General features: G+C 31.0%; 14 protein-coding genes. 8 read left to right on the top strand and 6 right to left on the bottom strand.

Going from position 1 to position 14,957, the window contains the following annotated elements:
• Complete coding sequence (locus tag ACFS5M_RS02360) at window positions 1-1,359, top strand: undecaprenyl-phosphate glucose phosphotransferase (RefSeq protein ID WP_183485255.1); 1,359 nt, start codon at window positions 1-3, stop codon at window positions 1,357-1,359.
• Here the strand turns inward: ACFS5M_RS02360 and ACFS5M_RS02355 are convergent.
• From ACFS5M_RS02355 to ACFS5M_RS02345, 3 genes are read right to left on the bottom strand one after another with little or no spacing between them, the layout of a single operon-like run.
• Complete coding sequence (locus ACFS5M_RS02355; RefSeq protein WP_183485253.1) at window positions 1,356-2,519, bottom strand: glycosyltransferase family 4 protein; 1,164 nt, start codon at window positions 2,517-2,519, stop codon at window positions 1,356-1,358. The two genes, ACFS5M_RS02360 and ACFS5M_RS02355, sit on opposite strands and share 4 nt — an antisense overlap.
• The gene (wecB, locus tag ACFS5M_RS02350; protein ID WP_183485251.1) at window positions 2,519-3,613 is read right to left on the bottom strand and encodes a non-hydrolyzing UDP-N-acetylglucosamine 2-epimerase; all 1,095 of its coding nucleotides are present in this window, start codon (window positions 3,611-3,613) and stop codon (window positions 2,519-2,521) included. Before wecB ends, ACFS5M_RS02355 begins: the two co-directional genes overlap by 1 nt.
• The gene (locus ACFS5M_RS02345; RefSeq protein WP_183485249.1) at window positions 3,610-4,929 is read right to left on the bottom strand and encodes a phenylacetate--CoA ligase family protein; all 1,320 of its coding nucleotides are present in this window, start codon (window positions 4,927-4,929) and stop codon (window positions 3,610-3,612) included. The genes wecB and ACFS5M_RS02345 overlap by 4 nt, the downstream gene beginning before the upstream one ends.
• Window positions 4,930-5,011: 82 nt before the next feature.
• On the opposite strand from ACFS5M_RS02345, the gene purD reads away from it, so the two are divergent.
• On the top strand, window positions 5,012-6,283 hold the full coding sequence (gene purD, locus ACFS5M_RS02340) for a phosphoribosylamine--glycine ligase (RefSeq protein ID WP_183485246.1): 1,272 nt from the start codon (window positions 5,012-5,014) through the stop codon (window positions 6,281-6,283).
• Here purD and ACFS5M_RS02335 read toward each other — a convergent pair.
• Window positions 6,278-6,505, bottom strand: coding sequence for a DUF6341 family protein (locus tag ACFS5M_RS02335; protein WP_183485243.1), 228 nt, complete (start codon window positions 6,503-6,505; stop codon window positions 6,278-6,280). The two genes, purD and ACFS5M_RS02335, sit on opposite strands and share 6 nt — an antisense overlap.
• 38 nt (window positions 6,506-6,543) lie before the next feature.
• Between ACFS5M_RS02335 and ACFS5M_RS02330 the strand changes: the two genes are divergently transcribed.
• On the top strand, window positions 6,544-7,485 hold the full coding sequence (locus ACFS5M_RS02330; protein WP_183485241.1) for a DUF6427 family protein: 942 nt from the start codon (window positions 6,544-6,546) through the stop codon (window positions 7,483-7,485).
• On the opposite strand, the gene upp is transcribed toward ACFS5M_RS02330, so the two are convergent.
• Window positions 7,456-8,115, bottom strand: a complete 660-nt coding sequence (gene upp, locus ACFS5M_RS02325) for a uracil phosphoribosyltransferase (protein WP_183485238.1) — start codon at window positions 8,113-8,115, stop codon at window positions 7,456-7,458. The two genes, ACFS5M_RS02330 and upp, sit on opposite strands and share 30 nt — an antisense overlap.
• Window positions 8,116-8,188: 73 nt before the next feature.
• Here upp and ACFS5M_RS02320 point away from each other — a divergent pair, with 73 nt between their 5' ends.
• Both ACFS5M_RS02320 and ACFS5M_RS02315 read left to right on the top strand, forming a co-directional pair.
• Window positions 8,189-8,797, top strand: a complete 609-nt coding sequence (locus ACFS5M_RS02320; RefSeq protein ID WP_183485235.1) for a DUF4254 domain-containing protein — start codon at window positions 8,189-8,191, stop codon at window positions 8,795-8,797.
• A 45-nt stretch (window positions 8,798-8,842) separates the two neighbouring features.
• Window positions 8,843-9,865, top strand: a complete 1,023-nt coding sequence (locus ACFS5M_RS02315; RefSeq protein WP_379897752.1) for a glycosyltransferase family 9 protein — start codon at window positions 8,843-8,845, stop codon at window positions 9,863-9,865.
• Window positions 9,866-10,085: 220 nt separating this feature from the next.
• On the opposite strand, the gene ACFS5M_RS02310 is transcribed toward ACFS5M_RS02315, so the two are convergent.
• Window positions 10,086-11,141 (bottom strand): 2Fe-2S iron-sulfur cluster-binding protein, encoded by a 1,056-nt coding sequence (locus tag ACFS5M_RS02310; protein WP_183485232.1) that lies wholly within the window; start codon window positions 11,139-11,141, stop codon window positions 10,086-10,088.
• 100 nt (window positions 11,142-11,241) lie between these two features.
• On the opposite strand from ACFS5M_RS02310, the gene ACFS5M_RS02305 reads away from it, so the two are divergent.
• The 3 genes from ACFS5M_RS02305 to porW all read left to right on the top strand — a co-directional run.
• The gene (locus ACFS5M_RS02305; protein ID WP_183485229.1) at window positions 11,242-12,717 is read left to right on the top strand and encodes a DUF5687 family protein; all 1,476 of its coding nucleotides are present in this window, start codon (window positions 11,242-11,244) and stop codon (window positions 12,715-12,717) included.
• A gap of 24 nt (window positions 12,718-12,741) precedes the next feature.
• On the top strand, window positions 12,742-13,449 hold the full coding sequence (locus tag ACFS5M_RS02300; RefSeq protein WP_183485227.1) for an ABC transporter ATP-binding protein: 708 nt from the start codon (window positions 12,742-12,744) through the stop codon (window positions 13,447-13,449).
• A 117-nt stretch (window positions 13,450-13,566) separates the two neighbouring features.
• Window positions 13,567-14,957 (top strand): type IX secretion system periplasmic lipoprotein PorW/SprE (gene porW / locus ACFS5M_RS02295; protein WP_379897749.1); only part of this gene is annotated, 1,391 nt, incomplete at its 3' end.

Here is a 14,957-nt window from a genome sequence, read left to right as displayed (position 1 = left end):
TTGAGCACATTTAAGCAAGGAAGATATTCTGTCTATTTAAGGCCCATATCATACTTAATTGATTTAAGTATAGTAAACGCTTTAGCATTATTTTTTTTCTTTAAAAATGTAGAACCACTATCCTTTGTTCTTATAGTCTCAACAGGTTGGATTATTCTTTCAACTCTCTCTAAATTCTATGGTGTCTATAGGTATACCAGAGAAGTATCCATTGTTGCATTAATTTTTAGGCAATTAGCCCTTTTCACTTTAATGATTTTTGCTTTTTCTGGATTTTATAATGACTTAAATATTTCTCCGAAAATCATTTTTAAGTATGTAGGTTGCGTCTTTTTATTAGTAGCTCTGTTTAAATTTACATTGTATTATTTGTTGCAAAAATATAGAGTTTCATTTGGGGGAAACTACAGAATAACAGCTATAATAGGTAAGAACAAACAAACCTCTGCACTAGAGAAATTTTTTAAAAACAATCCAGAATATGGTTACACACACAAGAAAACGTTTAATCTTAAAGATAAAAGTATAGAAGATTTACAGTCTTGTTTTAAATATATTAAAGAACAACATATAGATGAAATTTATTGCTCAGTTTCAGAATTAACAAATAAACAACTGAATCAAATAATCGACTTTGCTGATAACAACCTTAAAATTGTTAAGTTTTTACCAGACAATAAAGATATTTATTCAAAAAAATTAAAATATGAATATTACAATTACACACCAATATTAACCTTACGCGATATTCCATTAGAAGATTCTGTGAATCAATTCATCAAACGTCTTTTCGATATTATCTTTTCTTTTACAGTAATCGTTTTTTTATTGTCATGGCTAACACCATTATTGGCAATTTTAATTAGGATAGAATCTAGAGGGCCAATTTTCTTTAAACAGTCAAGAAACGGTTTTAATTATAAAGAATTTGACTGTTACAAGTTTAGATCTATGACTCCAAATAAAAACGCACATTTACATCAAGCAACTAGAGGAGATCAGCGTGTGACTAGAATAGGTAAATTTATACGTAAGACTAGTATAGATGAGTTACCTCAATTTTTTAATGTGTTGTTTGGAGATATGTCTGTAGTTGGACCACGACCACATATGGTGAGTCATACAAATATGTATGCTAAAAGAATAGATAAATTTATGGTACGTCACTTTGTTAAACCTGGAATTACTGGTTTAGCCCAAGTAAGTGGTTTTAGAGGAGAAATAGAAACAGATAAAGATATTATTAATCGTGTGAAATACGACATTTTTTATATTGAAAACTGGTCTATTTTATTAGACATCAAAATTATAGTCCAAACGGCTTTAAACGCTATTAAAGGTGAAGAAAAGGCGTACTAAAGATTTATAATTAAAGCATCTAACTGTTTATTAAAATCAAAGTTTTTTATAGCTATAGCTTTGATTTCTTCTTTTAGTTTTAAACTAATCATATCTTTATTTATTGAAGAGATTACGAGGTTTAAAAAATCATAATCACCTGCTTTAGCAACCCAACCTAAATTATATTTTGAAACAATATTCTCACCTTCTCCACCTCCAAAGTATAAAATAGGCAACCCTAGTTTAGCATACTCAAATATTTTTGAAGGTACAGAACCGTAGATTCTATTTAACAATGGTATTATTGCAACATCATACTGCATAAGTACTTTATGTAACTCTTCTCTAGAGATTCTACCATGGAAAAATATGGGCAGATTAGGATAGCTTTTTATTAAAGCTTTAATTTTTTTTTGCTCAGCTCCAGAACCGTAAATATGAAGTTCTATTGCGCCATAATCTAAAGATTCGCAAAGCTTATATACACCTTGAGCAATTCCTAGTAAACCTGCATAAACCAATTTCACCTTACCATTGGTTTTGTTATTGGCTTTAATTTCTGGAGCACAAAAATCAGGGAAATTCCTATATAAAACAGTTTCTTTATTTGGGAAAATAGATTTTATATGTGTCAGTATTTCTTCACTTTGTCCAAAAATTAAACCTGCTTTTTTGTAATTAAAACGTTCTATTTTTTCTAGTAATCTATAGCTGAAATTTTTCTTAAATGCACCGAGTTCTAATCCTGCAATTGGCCATAAATCACTCACATTTAAAATAAGTTTTCTGTTTTTTGAACGCAAGAAAAACATAGACGTAAAAGCCACTAACAAAGGAGGTGATTGAACGATAACCGTTTTTGGAATTTTATTAAACATAAAAAACCATAGTAAACTAAAACTATAAGAAACCATGGCTATTAATCGTAAAAACTTATTTTTAGAAATGGTAGCATAAATCCATAAGCGGTGTATGGTTATATTATTTTCAATAGATGTGTGTTTAAATTTCCCTTTGTAATCCTCAAATATTTTACCTGTAGGATAATTAGGTAAAGGGGTTATAACTGAAACTTTGTAATCGCGTTTTTGTAAGCCTTCTGCTAAATGAAAAATACGATTAGAAGCCGCTCCAATTTCTGGAGGGAAATAGCTGGTTATGATGAGAATGTCTTTCATTAAAGCGAATAAATTTCTACTAAACAATCAACTATGCGTGATGCTGCTTTGCCGTCCCAGAGCTCTGGAGTTTGGCCTTGTTTCCATTTACTAGATAACAGATTGTTAAATGCGGTTTCAATTTTTGCCGCATCATTTCCAACTAAAACATTGGTGCCAATATCACAAGTTTCAGGACGTTCTGTAGAATCACGAAGCGTAATACATGGCACATTCATAACCGTTGTTTCTTCTGTAATTCCACCAGAATCCGTTAGCATGGCAAAGGCATTTTTAACCAAATAATTAAAATGTAAATAACCCAATGGCTCTACATAATGAAGGTTATTAAAATTTAAGTCTAAACCTTCAAGTAGTTTTTTTGTGCGTGGATGTACTGGAAAAATTATAGGATAGTCTTTCCCTAATGTCACGATATGATTAATAAGATTTTTTAACTGATTTTCTTCATCGACATTACTTGGCCTGTGTAAAGTCATTACCATATACTTTTTGTTTTCTAATCCTAAATCATCCCAAAGTTGAGGTTTTTTAAGTCTAGGCAAGTTTTTTAATAAGGTATCAATCATGACATTTCCAACAAAAAACACCTTGTCTTTGGATACGCCAAGTTGTGCTAAATTAGCATTGGCATAACTAGACGTTGTGAAAAAATAATCGGTTAAACTATCGGTAACAATTCTATTTATTTCTTCTGGCATATTCATGTCACCAGAACGTATTCCTGCTTCTACATGAGCAACATCAATACCTGCTTTTTTAGCGACAATTGTACATGCCATCGTTGAGGTGACATCACCAACAACCATCACCAAATCACAAGGGTTTTGTTGCAATTCTTTTTCAAAGCCAATCATTATAGCTGCAGTTTGCTGAGCTTGAGTTCCGCTTTTTACTTCTAAATTAATGTCTGGAAAAGGAATATTAAGTTCTTTAAAAAAAGTGTCACTCAGGTTTTTATCATAATGTTGTCCAGTATGAACTAATCTATAATTCATATTAAAACCAAGCTGTTTCTTAGCTTGAATAGCTTCAATTATTGGAGCTATTTTCATAAAATTTGGTCGTGCACCAGCAATAATGGTAATATTCATGTATTTGATTTCATTAATGATGAAAACTGTTTCAATTTACCACTTTTTGAACGTTCTATTTGGTCGTGTCTTTCAAAAAGAATGGTTAATCCTTTTTCAAGGTAGTTTTCCATTTCGGTTTTAATAATTTCTATTTTAGTTTCTGAGAGATCTTCAGCACTTGCATATATAATTTTAAAGGTATCAATTTTTGATTGTCTAATGGTAAACTCTTTCACGTTTCCATCATCCTCAATGATACTTTTTGTAATATAATAAAAGGTTAATCCTGCAGCTTTTTTACCGCTTGGTAAAATTGCAATATCATTGGTTCTTCCAATAAGTTTTTCAAGAATAGGTTTTTTGAGTGTGCTTTTTTTAGATAATATACCAATGTCTCCAATATCATATCTAATAAAAGGATGCGCTTTATTATAAAAGGAGGTAATTACAATACGTCCTTCTTCTCCATAAGGCAAGACGTTATTTTGTTCATCAAGAATTTCAACAAAGAGTGTTTCAGAATTGACTTGCCATTCGTCCTTTGTGTTTTGAAAGGCAATTAAATCTAATTCAGAAGCGCCATATTCGTTAATAACAGGAACACCAAACTGTTTTTCCATGAGGCGTTTATCATTATCGAAAAGCATTTCAGAAGTGACTACACAAGCTTTTAATGTTGAGCAAACACTTTTTAGTTGGATGTTTTTTTTCTGAAGAAATTTAGCAAATTGCACGATAGAACTGGTGTAACCATTTATATAATTGAAATTTGTTGCTTCAAATTTTTTCAAACAGGTTTCAAAAGCAGCATCACTTAAATCAAATACAGAAAACCGAAAACGTTTACTTAAAGCATCTTTAAAACGTTCTTTGTAATAACCTTTTTTATCCAAAGGAATCCCATAAAATCGCGCTTGTTTAGAGGTGTTAAAATCTAAATCAAACCAAGCAAATCTGTTTTTAATAACTGCCCAAGTCAATGCATGACAATATTTGTCTTTTGCAAAGACAAAAGGATCTCCAGAAGAACCAGAGGTTTTATTTATATACACATTTTTACTTGTGAAGCCTTCAGATAATCGTTTGTTTAAAGGCTGTTGTAAATCACGCTTAGTCATTACAGGAATCTTGTTCCAGTTTGTAATGGTTGGGTTTTTTATTAGTGATTTATAATAGGAATTGTTTTGTAAATGATAATTTACAATCTCTTGTTGTTTAAGAAGAATATAGGCTTCAAAATCTCTATCATTTTTATCTTGAATCATTTCCAAAGCACGTGATGCTTTCTTTATTGGAAAGCCATTAAGACGTAAGGAAATGTCAAATAAATTCAAATGATAAAAGAATAATATGTTTTTGTAAAATAATTGCTTTTTAAGCGTAAAAGCAATTATTTTTGTGCAAACAATACACAACATGACTATTTTAATTCTTGGCTCTGGTGGAAGAGAGCATACATTTGCTTGGAAAATTACTCAAAGTCCTTTATGCCAATCCCTTTACGTTGCTCCTGGAAATTCAGGAACTGCGAAAATTGCTCAAAACATTAATATTAGTGTCACAGATTTCACCGCCATTAAAACTTTGGTGTTAGAAAAGGCTATAGATATGGTTGTGGTTGGCCCAGAAGACCCATTGGTACAAGGTGTACATGATTTCTTTTTAAATGATGATGACTTAAAACATGTTTCAGTAATTGGCCCAGAAAAGGCTGCTGCCGAACTTGAAGGCAGTAAAGAGTTTGCTAAAGAGTTCATGTATCGTCATAATATTCCAACAGCAGCTTATCAAAGTTTTAATGCAACAACGGTTGAAGCTGGCTATGCTTTTCTAGGGACCTTAAACCCACCATATGTTTTAAAAGCAGATGGATTAGCAGCTGGCAAAGGTGTTTTAATTCTAAATGACTTAGATGAAGCAAAAGCAGAATTAAAGAGTATGTTAGTCGATGCAAAATTTGGCGATGCTAGTACGAAGGTAGTCATTGAAGAGTTTTTAGATGGTATAGAGTTAAGCTGTTTTGTGTTAACCGACGGGAAACATTATAAAATTTTGCCAACAGCAAAAGATTACAAGCGTATTGGAGAAGGTGATACGGGTTTAAATACTGGTGGCATGGGTGCTGTTTCTCCAGTGCCTTTTGCAAGTAAAGCGTTTCTAAATAAAGTTGAAGAGCAAATCGTTAAACCTACTATTGAAGGTCTTCAAAAAGATAATTTGCCTTACAAAGGATTTGTGTTTATTGGCTTAATTAAGGTAGGAGACGACCCAAAAGTGATTGAGTATAATGTAAGAATGGGAGATCCAGAAACAGAAGTGGTTTTACCTAGACTTAAAAATGACTTAGTTGAAATTTTTCAATCCATTGCCAATCAAACTTTAAATACAATTGACATAGAGATTGATGAAAGAGCAGCAACAACAGTAATGTTAGTTTCAGGAGGTTACCCAGAAGCTTATGAAAAAGGAAAAGAAATTTCAGGTGTAGAAAGTATTATAGACTCTATACCTTTTCATGCTGGTGCAAAACTGGAAAATGATAAAATTATGACATCTGGAGGACGTGTTATGGCGATAACTAGTTATGGGAATACCTATCAAGAAGCCATAAAAAAATCTTACCAAAGTATAGAAAAACTACATTTTGATAAGATGTATTATCGTAAAGATATTGGTTTCGACTTATAAATAAGAATGAGCCGTAACCGATTTGTTTTCTTCGTTGTTTTTATCAAACGTTCTTAATTGAAGCAACCAATATATCATAGCCACAAAACCAATTAGAATAAAAATCCAAGAAATAGCATTGGCAGCAAACCAATTTTCTAACTCTAAAGCTCTTAAAGCATCTAATGGAGCGAAAAGAACGTTTACAAATAAATCTTGAATAGCGTAAAAGAAATCTTTCATAATAGTATATTTACATTGCAAAAATACAAAAAGCCTTCATGATTACAAGTATTTTTAGTAAATCTAAACCAATTAATTTTTTAATAGTTTTTGTATTTACATGTTTAGCGTTTTTAACGGTTAAATTTAAGTATATACAGGAACCTGTTACTAATACCTTTATTTTAGAACAAGTCATAACTTTTCTAGGAGCTTACTTTTCTATATTATTATTAAATTTTATAACAACCAAGAATGAATTGACATTAAAGAATAATTTTGAAATTCTCCTTTTCAGTCTATTCTTGGTACTAATTCCTGAGTCTTTATTTAGTTCCCGTATTATTTGGGCAAACTTTTTTATTCTCTTAGCATTAAGACGTTTAATTAGCCTTCGTTCAAAAAAAAATGTGAAAACGAAATTATTCGATGCTGCTCTTTTAATAAGTGTGGCTTCCCTATTTTATTTTTGGGCGATATTGTTTTTTGGTCTTATCCCAATAGTCTTGTTGTTTTATTCTAGCAACAACATTAAACATTGGCTTATTCCTTTTTTGGGGATAGTCACAATTTTGGTTTTAAGTATAAGTACATCTATTATTGTTTATAATGATTATTGGAGTTTATTAAATACAAATTATAGCATAAGTTTTGACTTCAATAGTTATAATTCTTTACAGTTTTTAGTTGGGTTAACGTTGTTATTTTCATTTGGAGCTTGGTCAACATTTTATTATTTAAGAAGCTTTAAAAAGAAAATGAGAAATGTAAGACCCTCGTTTAAAACCGTTTTCGCAGCTTTAATTATTGCATTTACAATCGTAGTAGTTGCTCCAAGTAAAAACGGCAGTGAGTTTTTGTTTTTATTTGCTCCACTATCAATTATAATTACTAATTACATAGAAATTATAAAAGAAAAATGGTTTAAAGAAGTGTTTTTTGGTGTTTTACTATTTACACCATTTATTTTATTAATGCTGTACTTTTTCTCCAAAAGCTAAATCTCCTGCATCACCCAAACCAGGAACAATATATCCTTTTTCACTCAGTTTGTTATCAATTGCTGCAATCCATAAATGAGTGTCTTCTCTAAAATTATTTTTTACATAATTAACACCTTCCTGAGCGCCAATAACACTTACTAAATGTATATTTTTAGGTGTTCCAAACGGCTTTAAAGCTTCAAAGGTAGCAACCATTGATTGTCCAGTTGCTAGCATAGGATCTGCAAGAATAAGGGTTTTGTTTTCCAAACTTGGACACGCTAAATATTCAACAATAATTTCAAAACTATCAGGATTTTCTTTATGATGTCTATAAGCTGAAATAAAGGCGTTTTCAGCATCATCAAAATAGTTTAATAAACCATTATGTAGTGGTACACCAGCTCTTAAAATAGAACAAAGCACAATGTCATTATTTAACAAATCCATTTTACATTGTCCTAAAGGCGTTTCAACAGTTGCAGCATGATACCGAAGCGTTTTGCTTAATTCATATCCTAATATTTCACCAATACGCTCAATGTTTCTCCTAAAACGCATGCGATCTCTTTGAATCGTAGTATCACGCATTTCAGAAATAAAAGTATTTAAAATAGAATTGTTTTCAGATAGATTATGAATATGCATCGTTGTAATTATAATTTTTGAATGGTAAAGTTAATTATTTAGAAGTATATTTGCACCTTTAAAACAAAACATCATGTTCTCAGAAAAAGCAAATAAAATATTTCAAGAGGTTATAGAAAAATATCATGTTATAAATACTGTTGATCAACCGTTTACAAATATGTATGATAAAGAGTCTAATTTATTAGAGCATTTATTATATAGAAAATGTTGGATTGATACAGTGCAATGGCATTATGAAGATATTATTCGTGACCCACAAATTGACCCAGTTGCTGCTTTAAAATTGAAACGTCAAATAGATGCTTCTAATCAAGACAGAACAGATATGGTGGAATATATTGACAGTTATTTTTTAGAAAAATATAAAGATGTTGTTTCTAAAAGTGATGCGACTATAAATACAGAGAGTCCAGCTTGGGGAATTGATAGATTATCAATTTTGGCGTTAAAAGTTTATCATATGAATGAAGAAGCAACTCGAACAGACGCTTCTGATGCCCATAGAGCGGCATGCCAAACAAAACTAAATGTTTTACTTGAGCAACGTGTGGATTTATCTACTGCTATTGATACCTTACTTGACGACATTTCTAAAGGCGACAAATACATGAAAGTGTACAAGCAAATGAAAATGTATAATGATGATGAGCTAAACCCTGTTTTACGATCACAGAAATAGGTAGTTGTTATCCTGAACTTGTTTCGGGACCTCATTTTAATTGAGATGCCAAAAACACCAAAACATATATTAGTCATTCGTCTTTCAGCCATGGGAGACGTGGCCATGACAGTTCCTGTTTTAAGCGCATTTTCTCAGCAATTTCCTGATGTGAAAATCACTGTTTTAACACGTGAATTTTTCACTCCTTTTTTTAGAAACCTACCTAATGTTGAGGTTTTTTTTATTGATGTTAAAGTAAAACATAAAGGTGTTTTAGGCTTATATAAATTGTCTAAAGAATTAAAGGCGCTAAACATTGATGCTATTGCTGATTTGCACAATGTACTTCGTACAAAAATTTTAAAATTATTTTTAATTGGAAAACCTTTTATTCAAATTGATAAAGGAAGAGCAAAAAAGAAAGCTTTAGTAAGCGGACAAGAGTTTAAGCAATTAAAAACAACTCACCAGCGTTATGCTGATGTTTTTAAAGCATTAGGATTTAATGTTGATTTAGAAAATCCTTCATTTCCTGAAACGGTTCAACTTAATAAAAACATCCTTTCTAAAACCGGAACTCGTTCAAGAAAATGGATTGGCATTGCACCATTTGCTGCACATGCTAGTAAAATGTATCCTATGGATATGATGAAAGAGGTAATTGGTGAACTTTCTAAAAAGTATCAAGTTTTACTTTTTGGAGGTGGAAGCCAAGAAATTAAAACATTAAAAAGTATCGCTTCAAAATCAGAAAATATTGTTAATCTAGCAGGAGAACTCAATTTAAATGAAGAGTTAGATGTTATCTCTAATTTAGATGTCATGTTGTCTATGGATTCTGGAAATGCACATCTTGCGGCAATGCTTGGAAAAAAAGTAATTACAATTTGGGGAGTGACCCATCCTTACGCTGGTTTTGCACCATTTAATCAACCAGAAGATTTTGCTTTAGTAGCAGATAGAGAGCAGTTTCCTTTAATACCAACTTCTGTTTATGGAAACAAATACCCTGAAACTTACCGTGAAGCATCAAGGTCTATTTCTTCACAAGAAATTATAAATAAAATAGAATCAATTTTAAGGTAAATAAAAAAACCCTATTCCGAAGAATAGGGCTGATTTTAAACTTACCATAAAATAAATAATCCCTAACTATTATTATTTATAGTTTAAAACTGGAACTAATATATTTCGTTTATTAGTTAAAAAAAATTAACGGTTATAAAAGGATAAAAAAATCGTTAAAGTGTATAATTTTTAAGCTTAAAGATTTTTTTTATCGATGAAACGCTGTTTTAAGTTTATTTTAAACATCATCATAATCCACTATAATTTTAGAACTTGTTGGGTGAGCTTGACATGTTAAAATTAAGCCTTCGGCCAATTCACTTTCAGTTAAAATATTATTTTGCCTCATGGTCGCTTCGCCTTCAACAACCCTAGCAATACAACTACTACAAATACCACCTTGACATGAATAAGGAGCATCTAAATCTTCATCTAAGGCAGCTTCTAAAATGGATTGTTTTTTAGGCATTATAAATGTTGAGGTTTCATCATCTACAGTAATAGTAATTTCTGTTTGTCCGCTTTCAACGGCATCATCATTAATTGTAGCGGGTTTTGCTGCTTTAAAAAGTTCAAAATGAATCTTGTCTTCGGCGATATTATGTTCGGTCAAAACATCCTTTACAGTATGGATCATACCTTCTGGACCACATAAATAAAAGGCATCGACATCAATATGTTTATGCTTGTTTTTCATTACATAATTTACAGTGCTTTTTTCAATACGACCAAAAATAGCATCATCTTCATCAGCTTGACTAAACACAAACTGAATAGAAAAGCGCTCTTTATATTCATGCTGTAATTCTAAAAGCTCGTTTAAAAACATAGTGTCTTTAGTTGTTTTATTACCGTAAACAAGTATGACTTTACTATAAACCTCTTCCTCTAAAGCACATTTTATAATACTTAAAATTGGTGTTATTCCACTACCAGCAGCAAATACTGCAATATTTTTAGTTTTGGAATCATTAGGCGTAAATACAAATCGTCCTTTTGGAGAAGCGACTTCAATACTGTCACCAATTTGCAGTGTGTTGTTTGCGTATGAAGAGAATGTACCACCTTCAACTTCTTTTACAGCAACTTTTAGTACGCCACTTTTTGGAGAAGTACACAATGAATAATCTCGCCTAACGTCATTATTAGCTATTGTAGTTTTTAAAGTTATGTATTGTCCAGCCTTAAACACAAAAGTTTCTTTTAAGTGTTCTGGAACTTGAAAAGTAATAGTTACAGCGTTTACTGTTTCTCTGTGAATATCTTTTATAGTGAGTTTATGAAATTGAGACATATCTATTTTTTTGTAAAAATAAGAAACATAAGTAAGTATTGTGTTTTGTTTGTAACAAAAACTGTATTAATATTACTAATTATAAAACCAAACCAAAATTATGATAAAGCGTTTTTTAAGTTTTGAATGGAAGCAGTTTACAAGAGCTTCTTATTTTCAAAAAGGCTTAGCTATTAAAATTTTACTCATATTGGCTTCAATTTATTTTGGAGGAATTGCAATAATTATGGGTGGTTCTATGTTTTTTATATTAAAAGAACTAGTCCCAGAAGTTGATCCTATAATAACAATAAACAATTTTATTGTCTATTGGTTTTTGTTCGAAATACTTATAAGGTATTTTATTCAACAGTTACCCGTTATGAATGTCAAACCGCTGATGACAATTCCTATAAAGCGCAATACCGTTATTCATTACCTTTTAGGGAAAACAACATTGTCTTTCTTTAATTTTTTATCGCTTTTAGTGTTTCTTCCTTTTAGCATTGTTTTATTGGTGAAAGGTTATCCTGTTTTAAATGTATTTTGCTGGTTTGTATCTATTTTGTTCTTGACTTTATCTATTAACTATCTTAACTTTTTAGTCAATAAAAGTAATCTTGTATTTTATATTATAGCTCCAGTATTAATTGGTTTAATAGGATTAGAGTACTATAACATTTTTGCGATTTCAAAACCTATAGGTGTCGCATTTAATACCTTATATAACACACCATATTTACTGATTTTACCTTTGTTACTTTGTATAGGTCTATACTATATAAACTTTAAATACATAAAAAAAGGGTTCTATTTAGATGATGCAATTTCTAAGAAAGTAAAGGCGGTAAATGCGACAGATTTATCATGGATGAATCGTTTTGGAAGCGTTGCACCATTTTTAAAAAATGATGTAAAAATGATTATGCGAAATGCAAGACCGAAACAAGTTTTAATGATGTCGTTCTTCTTCTTGTTTTATGGATTGTTTTTTTTCACACAAGAGGTGTATGTAGAAAAAATGCCTTATATCTTAGCTTTTGCAGCCATATTTATAACAGGAGGGTTTTTGTTAAGTTTTGGACAACTAGTCCCTTCATGGGATAGTGAATACTATAAAATGTTAATGAGCCAAAACATACCTTATCGTCAATACTTAGAATCTAAGTGGTACTTAATGGTTGTGGCTGTAATTATTGCATTTATTTTAAGTACTCCTTATATCTATTTTGGTTGGGACATTTATTTTATGATAGCTGCAGGTGCCTTATTTAATATAGGTTTAAATACCTTTATTACTTTGTTTGGTGGTGCATTAAATAGAGTTCCAATAGAGCTTAATACAAAAGCAAAGGCGTTTAGTAACACCAACGGATTTAATCCAACGCAATTACTAATTGCATTACCTAAAATGCTTTTACCAATCATAATCTTTTTTATACCATATCAATTCATAAGCTTTAATGCTGGCCTTATAGCTTTAGCTGCATCAGGTACATTAGGGATAGTGTTTAAAAACTTTTTCTTAAATAAAATTGAAAATATTTATCAAAAAGGGAAATACAAAACTGTAGCTGCTTTTAGCGAGAAAAACTAATTTAAATCGAAACCCAATAGTATCATGATTACAACAACAAACCTTTCAAAAAAATACAATAGTAATTTAGTTTTAAATATCGAAAACTTAGAAATTCCTAAAGGACAAAGTTTTGGGTTGGTAGGAAATAATGGTGCAGGGAAAACCACTTATTTTAGTCTTCTTCTAGATTTAATACAACCAACTACAGGAAATATTAAAAACAACAACATTCTGGTTCATGAAAGCGAAGATTGGAAACCTTTCACGTCGGCGTTTATAGATGAAAGTTTTTTGATTGGTTACCTAACAGCTGAAGAATATTTCTATTTTATTGGTGAACTTCGTGGACAAAATAAAGCAGATGTTGATGCATTAGTAGCTCAGTTTGAAGACTTCTTTCATGGTGAAATATTAAACCAAAAAAAGTACTTACGAGATTTAAGTAAAGGAAATCAAAAAAAAGCTGGAATTGTAGCAGCTCTTATTGGTAATCCTGAGGTAATTATTTTAGACGAACCTTTTGCTAACTTAGACCCTACAACACAAATTCGACTCAAACAAATCGTTAAAAACCTAGCCCAAAAACAAGGCGTAACTGTATTAATTTCTAGTCACGATTTACTTCATGTTACAGATGTATGTGAGCGTATTGTAGTTCTAGAAAAAGGAGAAATTGTTAAAGACTTAAAGACTAGTGAAGCGACTTTAAAAGAACTTGAAGCTCATTTTGCTGGTACCGAAATAATCTAAAAGTGACCACTTTATATAGCTAAATTAAAAAAGATGCGTATTTTTACGTGCTTAAGCAGTTATTATATAATAATTACTTGAGTTTATAGTTATTTATTTGATTAAATACACCAACGTTTGAAAACATCTTTAAAAATCATATTACTACTTTTAGTAGCAACAACTTTAGTAACAAGCTGTTCGCGAAAAAAAAATAGCTTTATTAGTAGAAACTATCATGCGTTATCTGCACGAGACAACACACTTTTTAATGGCTTTAATGCATTAGAAAAAGGCAGACAAACCCTTAACGAAGGCTACAATGATAATTATTGGGAAATACTTCCAATAGAACGAATGCAAGTGACCGAAGAGGTTACACTTCCTGGAGAAAGCAAAAACGAAAACTTTACTAGAGCCGAAGAAAAAGCTGTAAAAGCTATTCAAAAGCACGGTATGAATATTAAAGGTAAAGAATACAATCCGCAAATCGATGAGGCTTATTTGCTTTTGGGAAAATCGCGTTATTTTGATCAACGATTTGTTCCTGCTTTAGAAGCTTTCAATTATATTTTATATAAATACCCAGCAAGTAACAAGATTAATCAGGCTAAAGTTTGGAGAGAAAAGGCTAATATCAGATTAGAAAACGATGACCTTGCTATTCAAAATTTAAAACGTCTTTTAGAACAAGAAGAACTAGAAGATCAGGACTTGGCCGATGCGACATCAATGCTTGCTCAAGCTTATATAAATACGAAGTCGTTAGATAGTGCATTAACCCAAATAGATATTGCTGCTAATGCAACAAAAAATAATGATGAACGTGGTCGATACCGATTTATTCAAGGTCAGCTCTACAACGCTTTAGGAGATAAAGATAGTGCGAATATTGCTTTTGACAGAGTTATAGATTTAAATCGAAGAACGCCTCGAATGTATCTTATTAGTGCTCATATTGAAAAGGCTAAGAATTTTGATTATGACAATGACAACAAATTAGAATTTTTAGAATTATTAACTGATTTAGAAGAGAATAGAGAGAATAGACCATATTTAGATAAGATATACTTTCAGATTGCAGAATACCATTTAAAAAACAAATCAGATTCATTAGCGGTTGCTTACTACAATAAATCTTTAAGAGCTAGTATGACAGATATAGTACTTAAAGGAAAAACATATGAGATACTTGGCGATATGAGTTTTGATTATATGCAGTACATCGATGCAGGAGCGTATTATGATAGCACTTTGTTAGCGATGACCTTAAACAGTAAACCCTATAGAGCAATAAAGCGTAAGAGAGACAATTTAGATGATGTTATTTACTACGAAGGTATTGCGAATAGAAATGATAGTATTTTAAATTTAGTTTCATTATCTGATGAAGACAGACTTCTGGTTTTTCAGGAGCATGTTGAAAACCTTAAAAGAATAGATCAAGAGGAAAAAGAAAGGTTAGAGTCTGGCGGACTAGATAAAGGTATGGTGACTTCAGATAAAAAAGGCACTAGTAAAGATAAATC

The sequence above is a fragment of the Lacinutrix iliipiscaria genome (assembly GCF_042686125.1).
GTDB lineage: Bacteria > Bacteroidota > Bacteroidia > Flavobacteriales > Flavobacteriaceae > Oceanihabitans > Oceanihabitans iliipiscarium.
Note: the sequence above shows the minus strand (reverse complement) of the source record. Positions and strands in the feature narration are given on the sequence as shown.

What these genes read in the sequence shown, in the direction of transcription:
- ACFS5M_RS02355 (WP_183485253.1), bottom strand. Translation starts at nt 2,519, where the DNA reads ATGAAAGACATTCTCATCATAACCAGCTATTTCCCTCCAGAAATTGGA.
- wecB (WP_183485251.1), bottom strand. Translation starts at nt 3,613, where the DNA reads ATGAATATTACCATTATTGCTGGTGCACGACCAAATTTTATGAAAATA.
- purD (WP_183485246.1), top strand. Translation starts at nt 5,012, where the DNA reads ATGACTATTTTAATTCTTGGCTCTGGTGGAAGAGAGCATACATTTGCT.
- ACFS5M_RS02335 (WP_183485243.1), bottom strand. Translation starts at nt 6,505, where the DNA reads ATGAAAGATTTCTTTTACGCTATTCAAGATTTATTTGTAAACGTTCTT.
- ACFS5M_RS02330 (WP_183485241.1), top strand. Translation starts at nt 6,544, where the DNA reads ATGATTACAAGTATTTTTAGTAAATCTAAACCAATTAATTTTTTAATA.
- upp (WP_183485238.1), bottom strand. Translation starts at nt 8,115, where the DNA reads ATGCATATTCATAATCTATCTGAAAACAATTCTATTTTAAATACTTTT.
- ACFS5M_RS02320 (WP_183485235.1), top strand. Translation starts at nt 8,189, where the DNA reads ATGTTCTCAGAAAAAGCAAATAAAATATTTCAAGAGGTTATAGAAAAA.
- ACFS5M_RS02315 (WP_379897752.1), top strand. Translation starts at nt 8,843, where the DNA reads ATGCCAAAAACACCAAAACATATATTAGTCATTCGTCTTTCAGCCATG.
- ACFS5M_RS02310 (WP_183485232.1), bottom strand. Translation starts at nt 11,141, where the DNA reads ATGTCTCAATTTCATAAACTCACTATAAAAGATATTCACAGAGAAACA.
- ACFS5M_RS02305 (WP_183485229.1), top strand. Translation starts at nt 11,242, where the DNA reads ATGATAAAGCGTTTTTTAAGTTTTGAATGGAAGCAGTTTACAAGAGCT.
- ACFS5M_RS02300 (WP_183485227.1), top strand. Translation starts at nt 12,742, where the DNA reads ATGATTACAACAACAAACCTTTCAAAAAAATACAATAGTAATTTAGTT.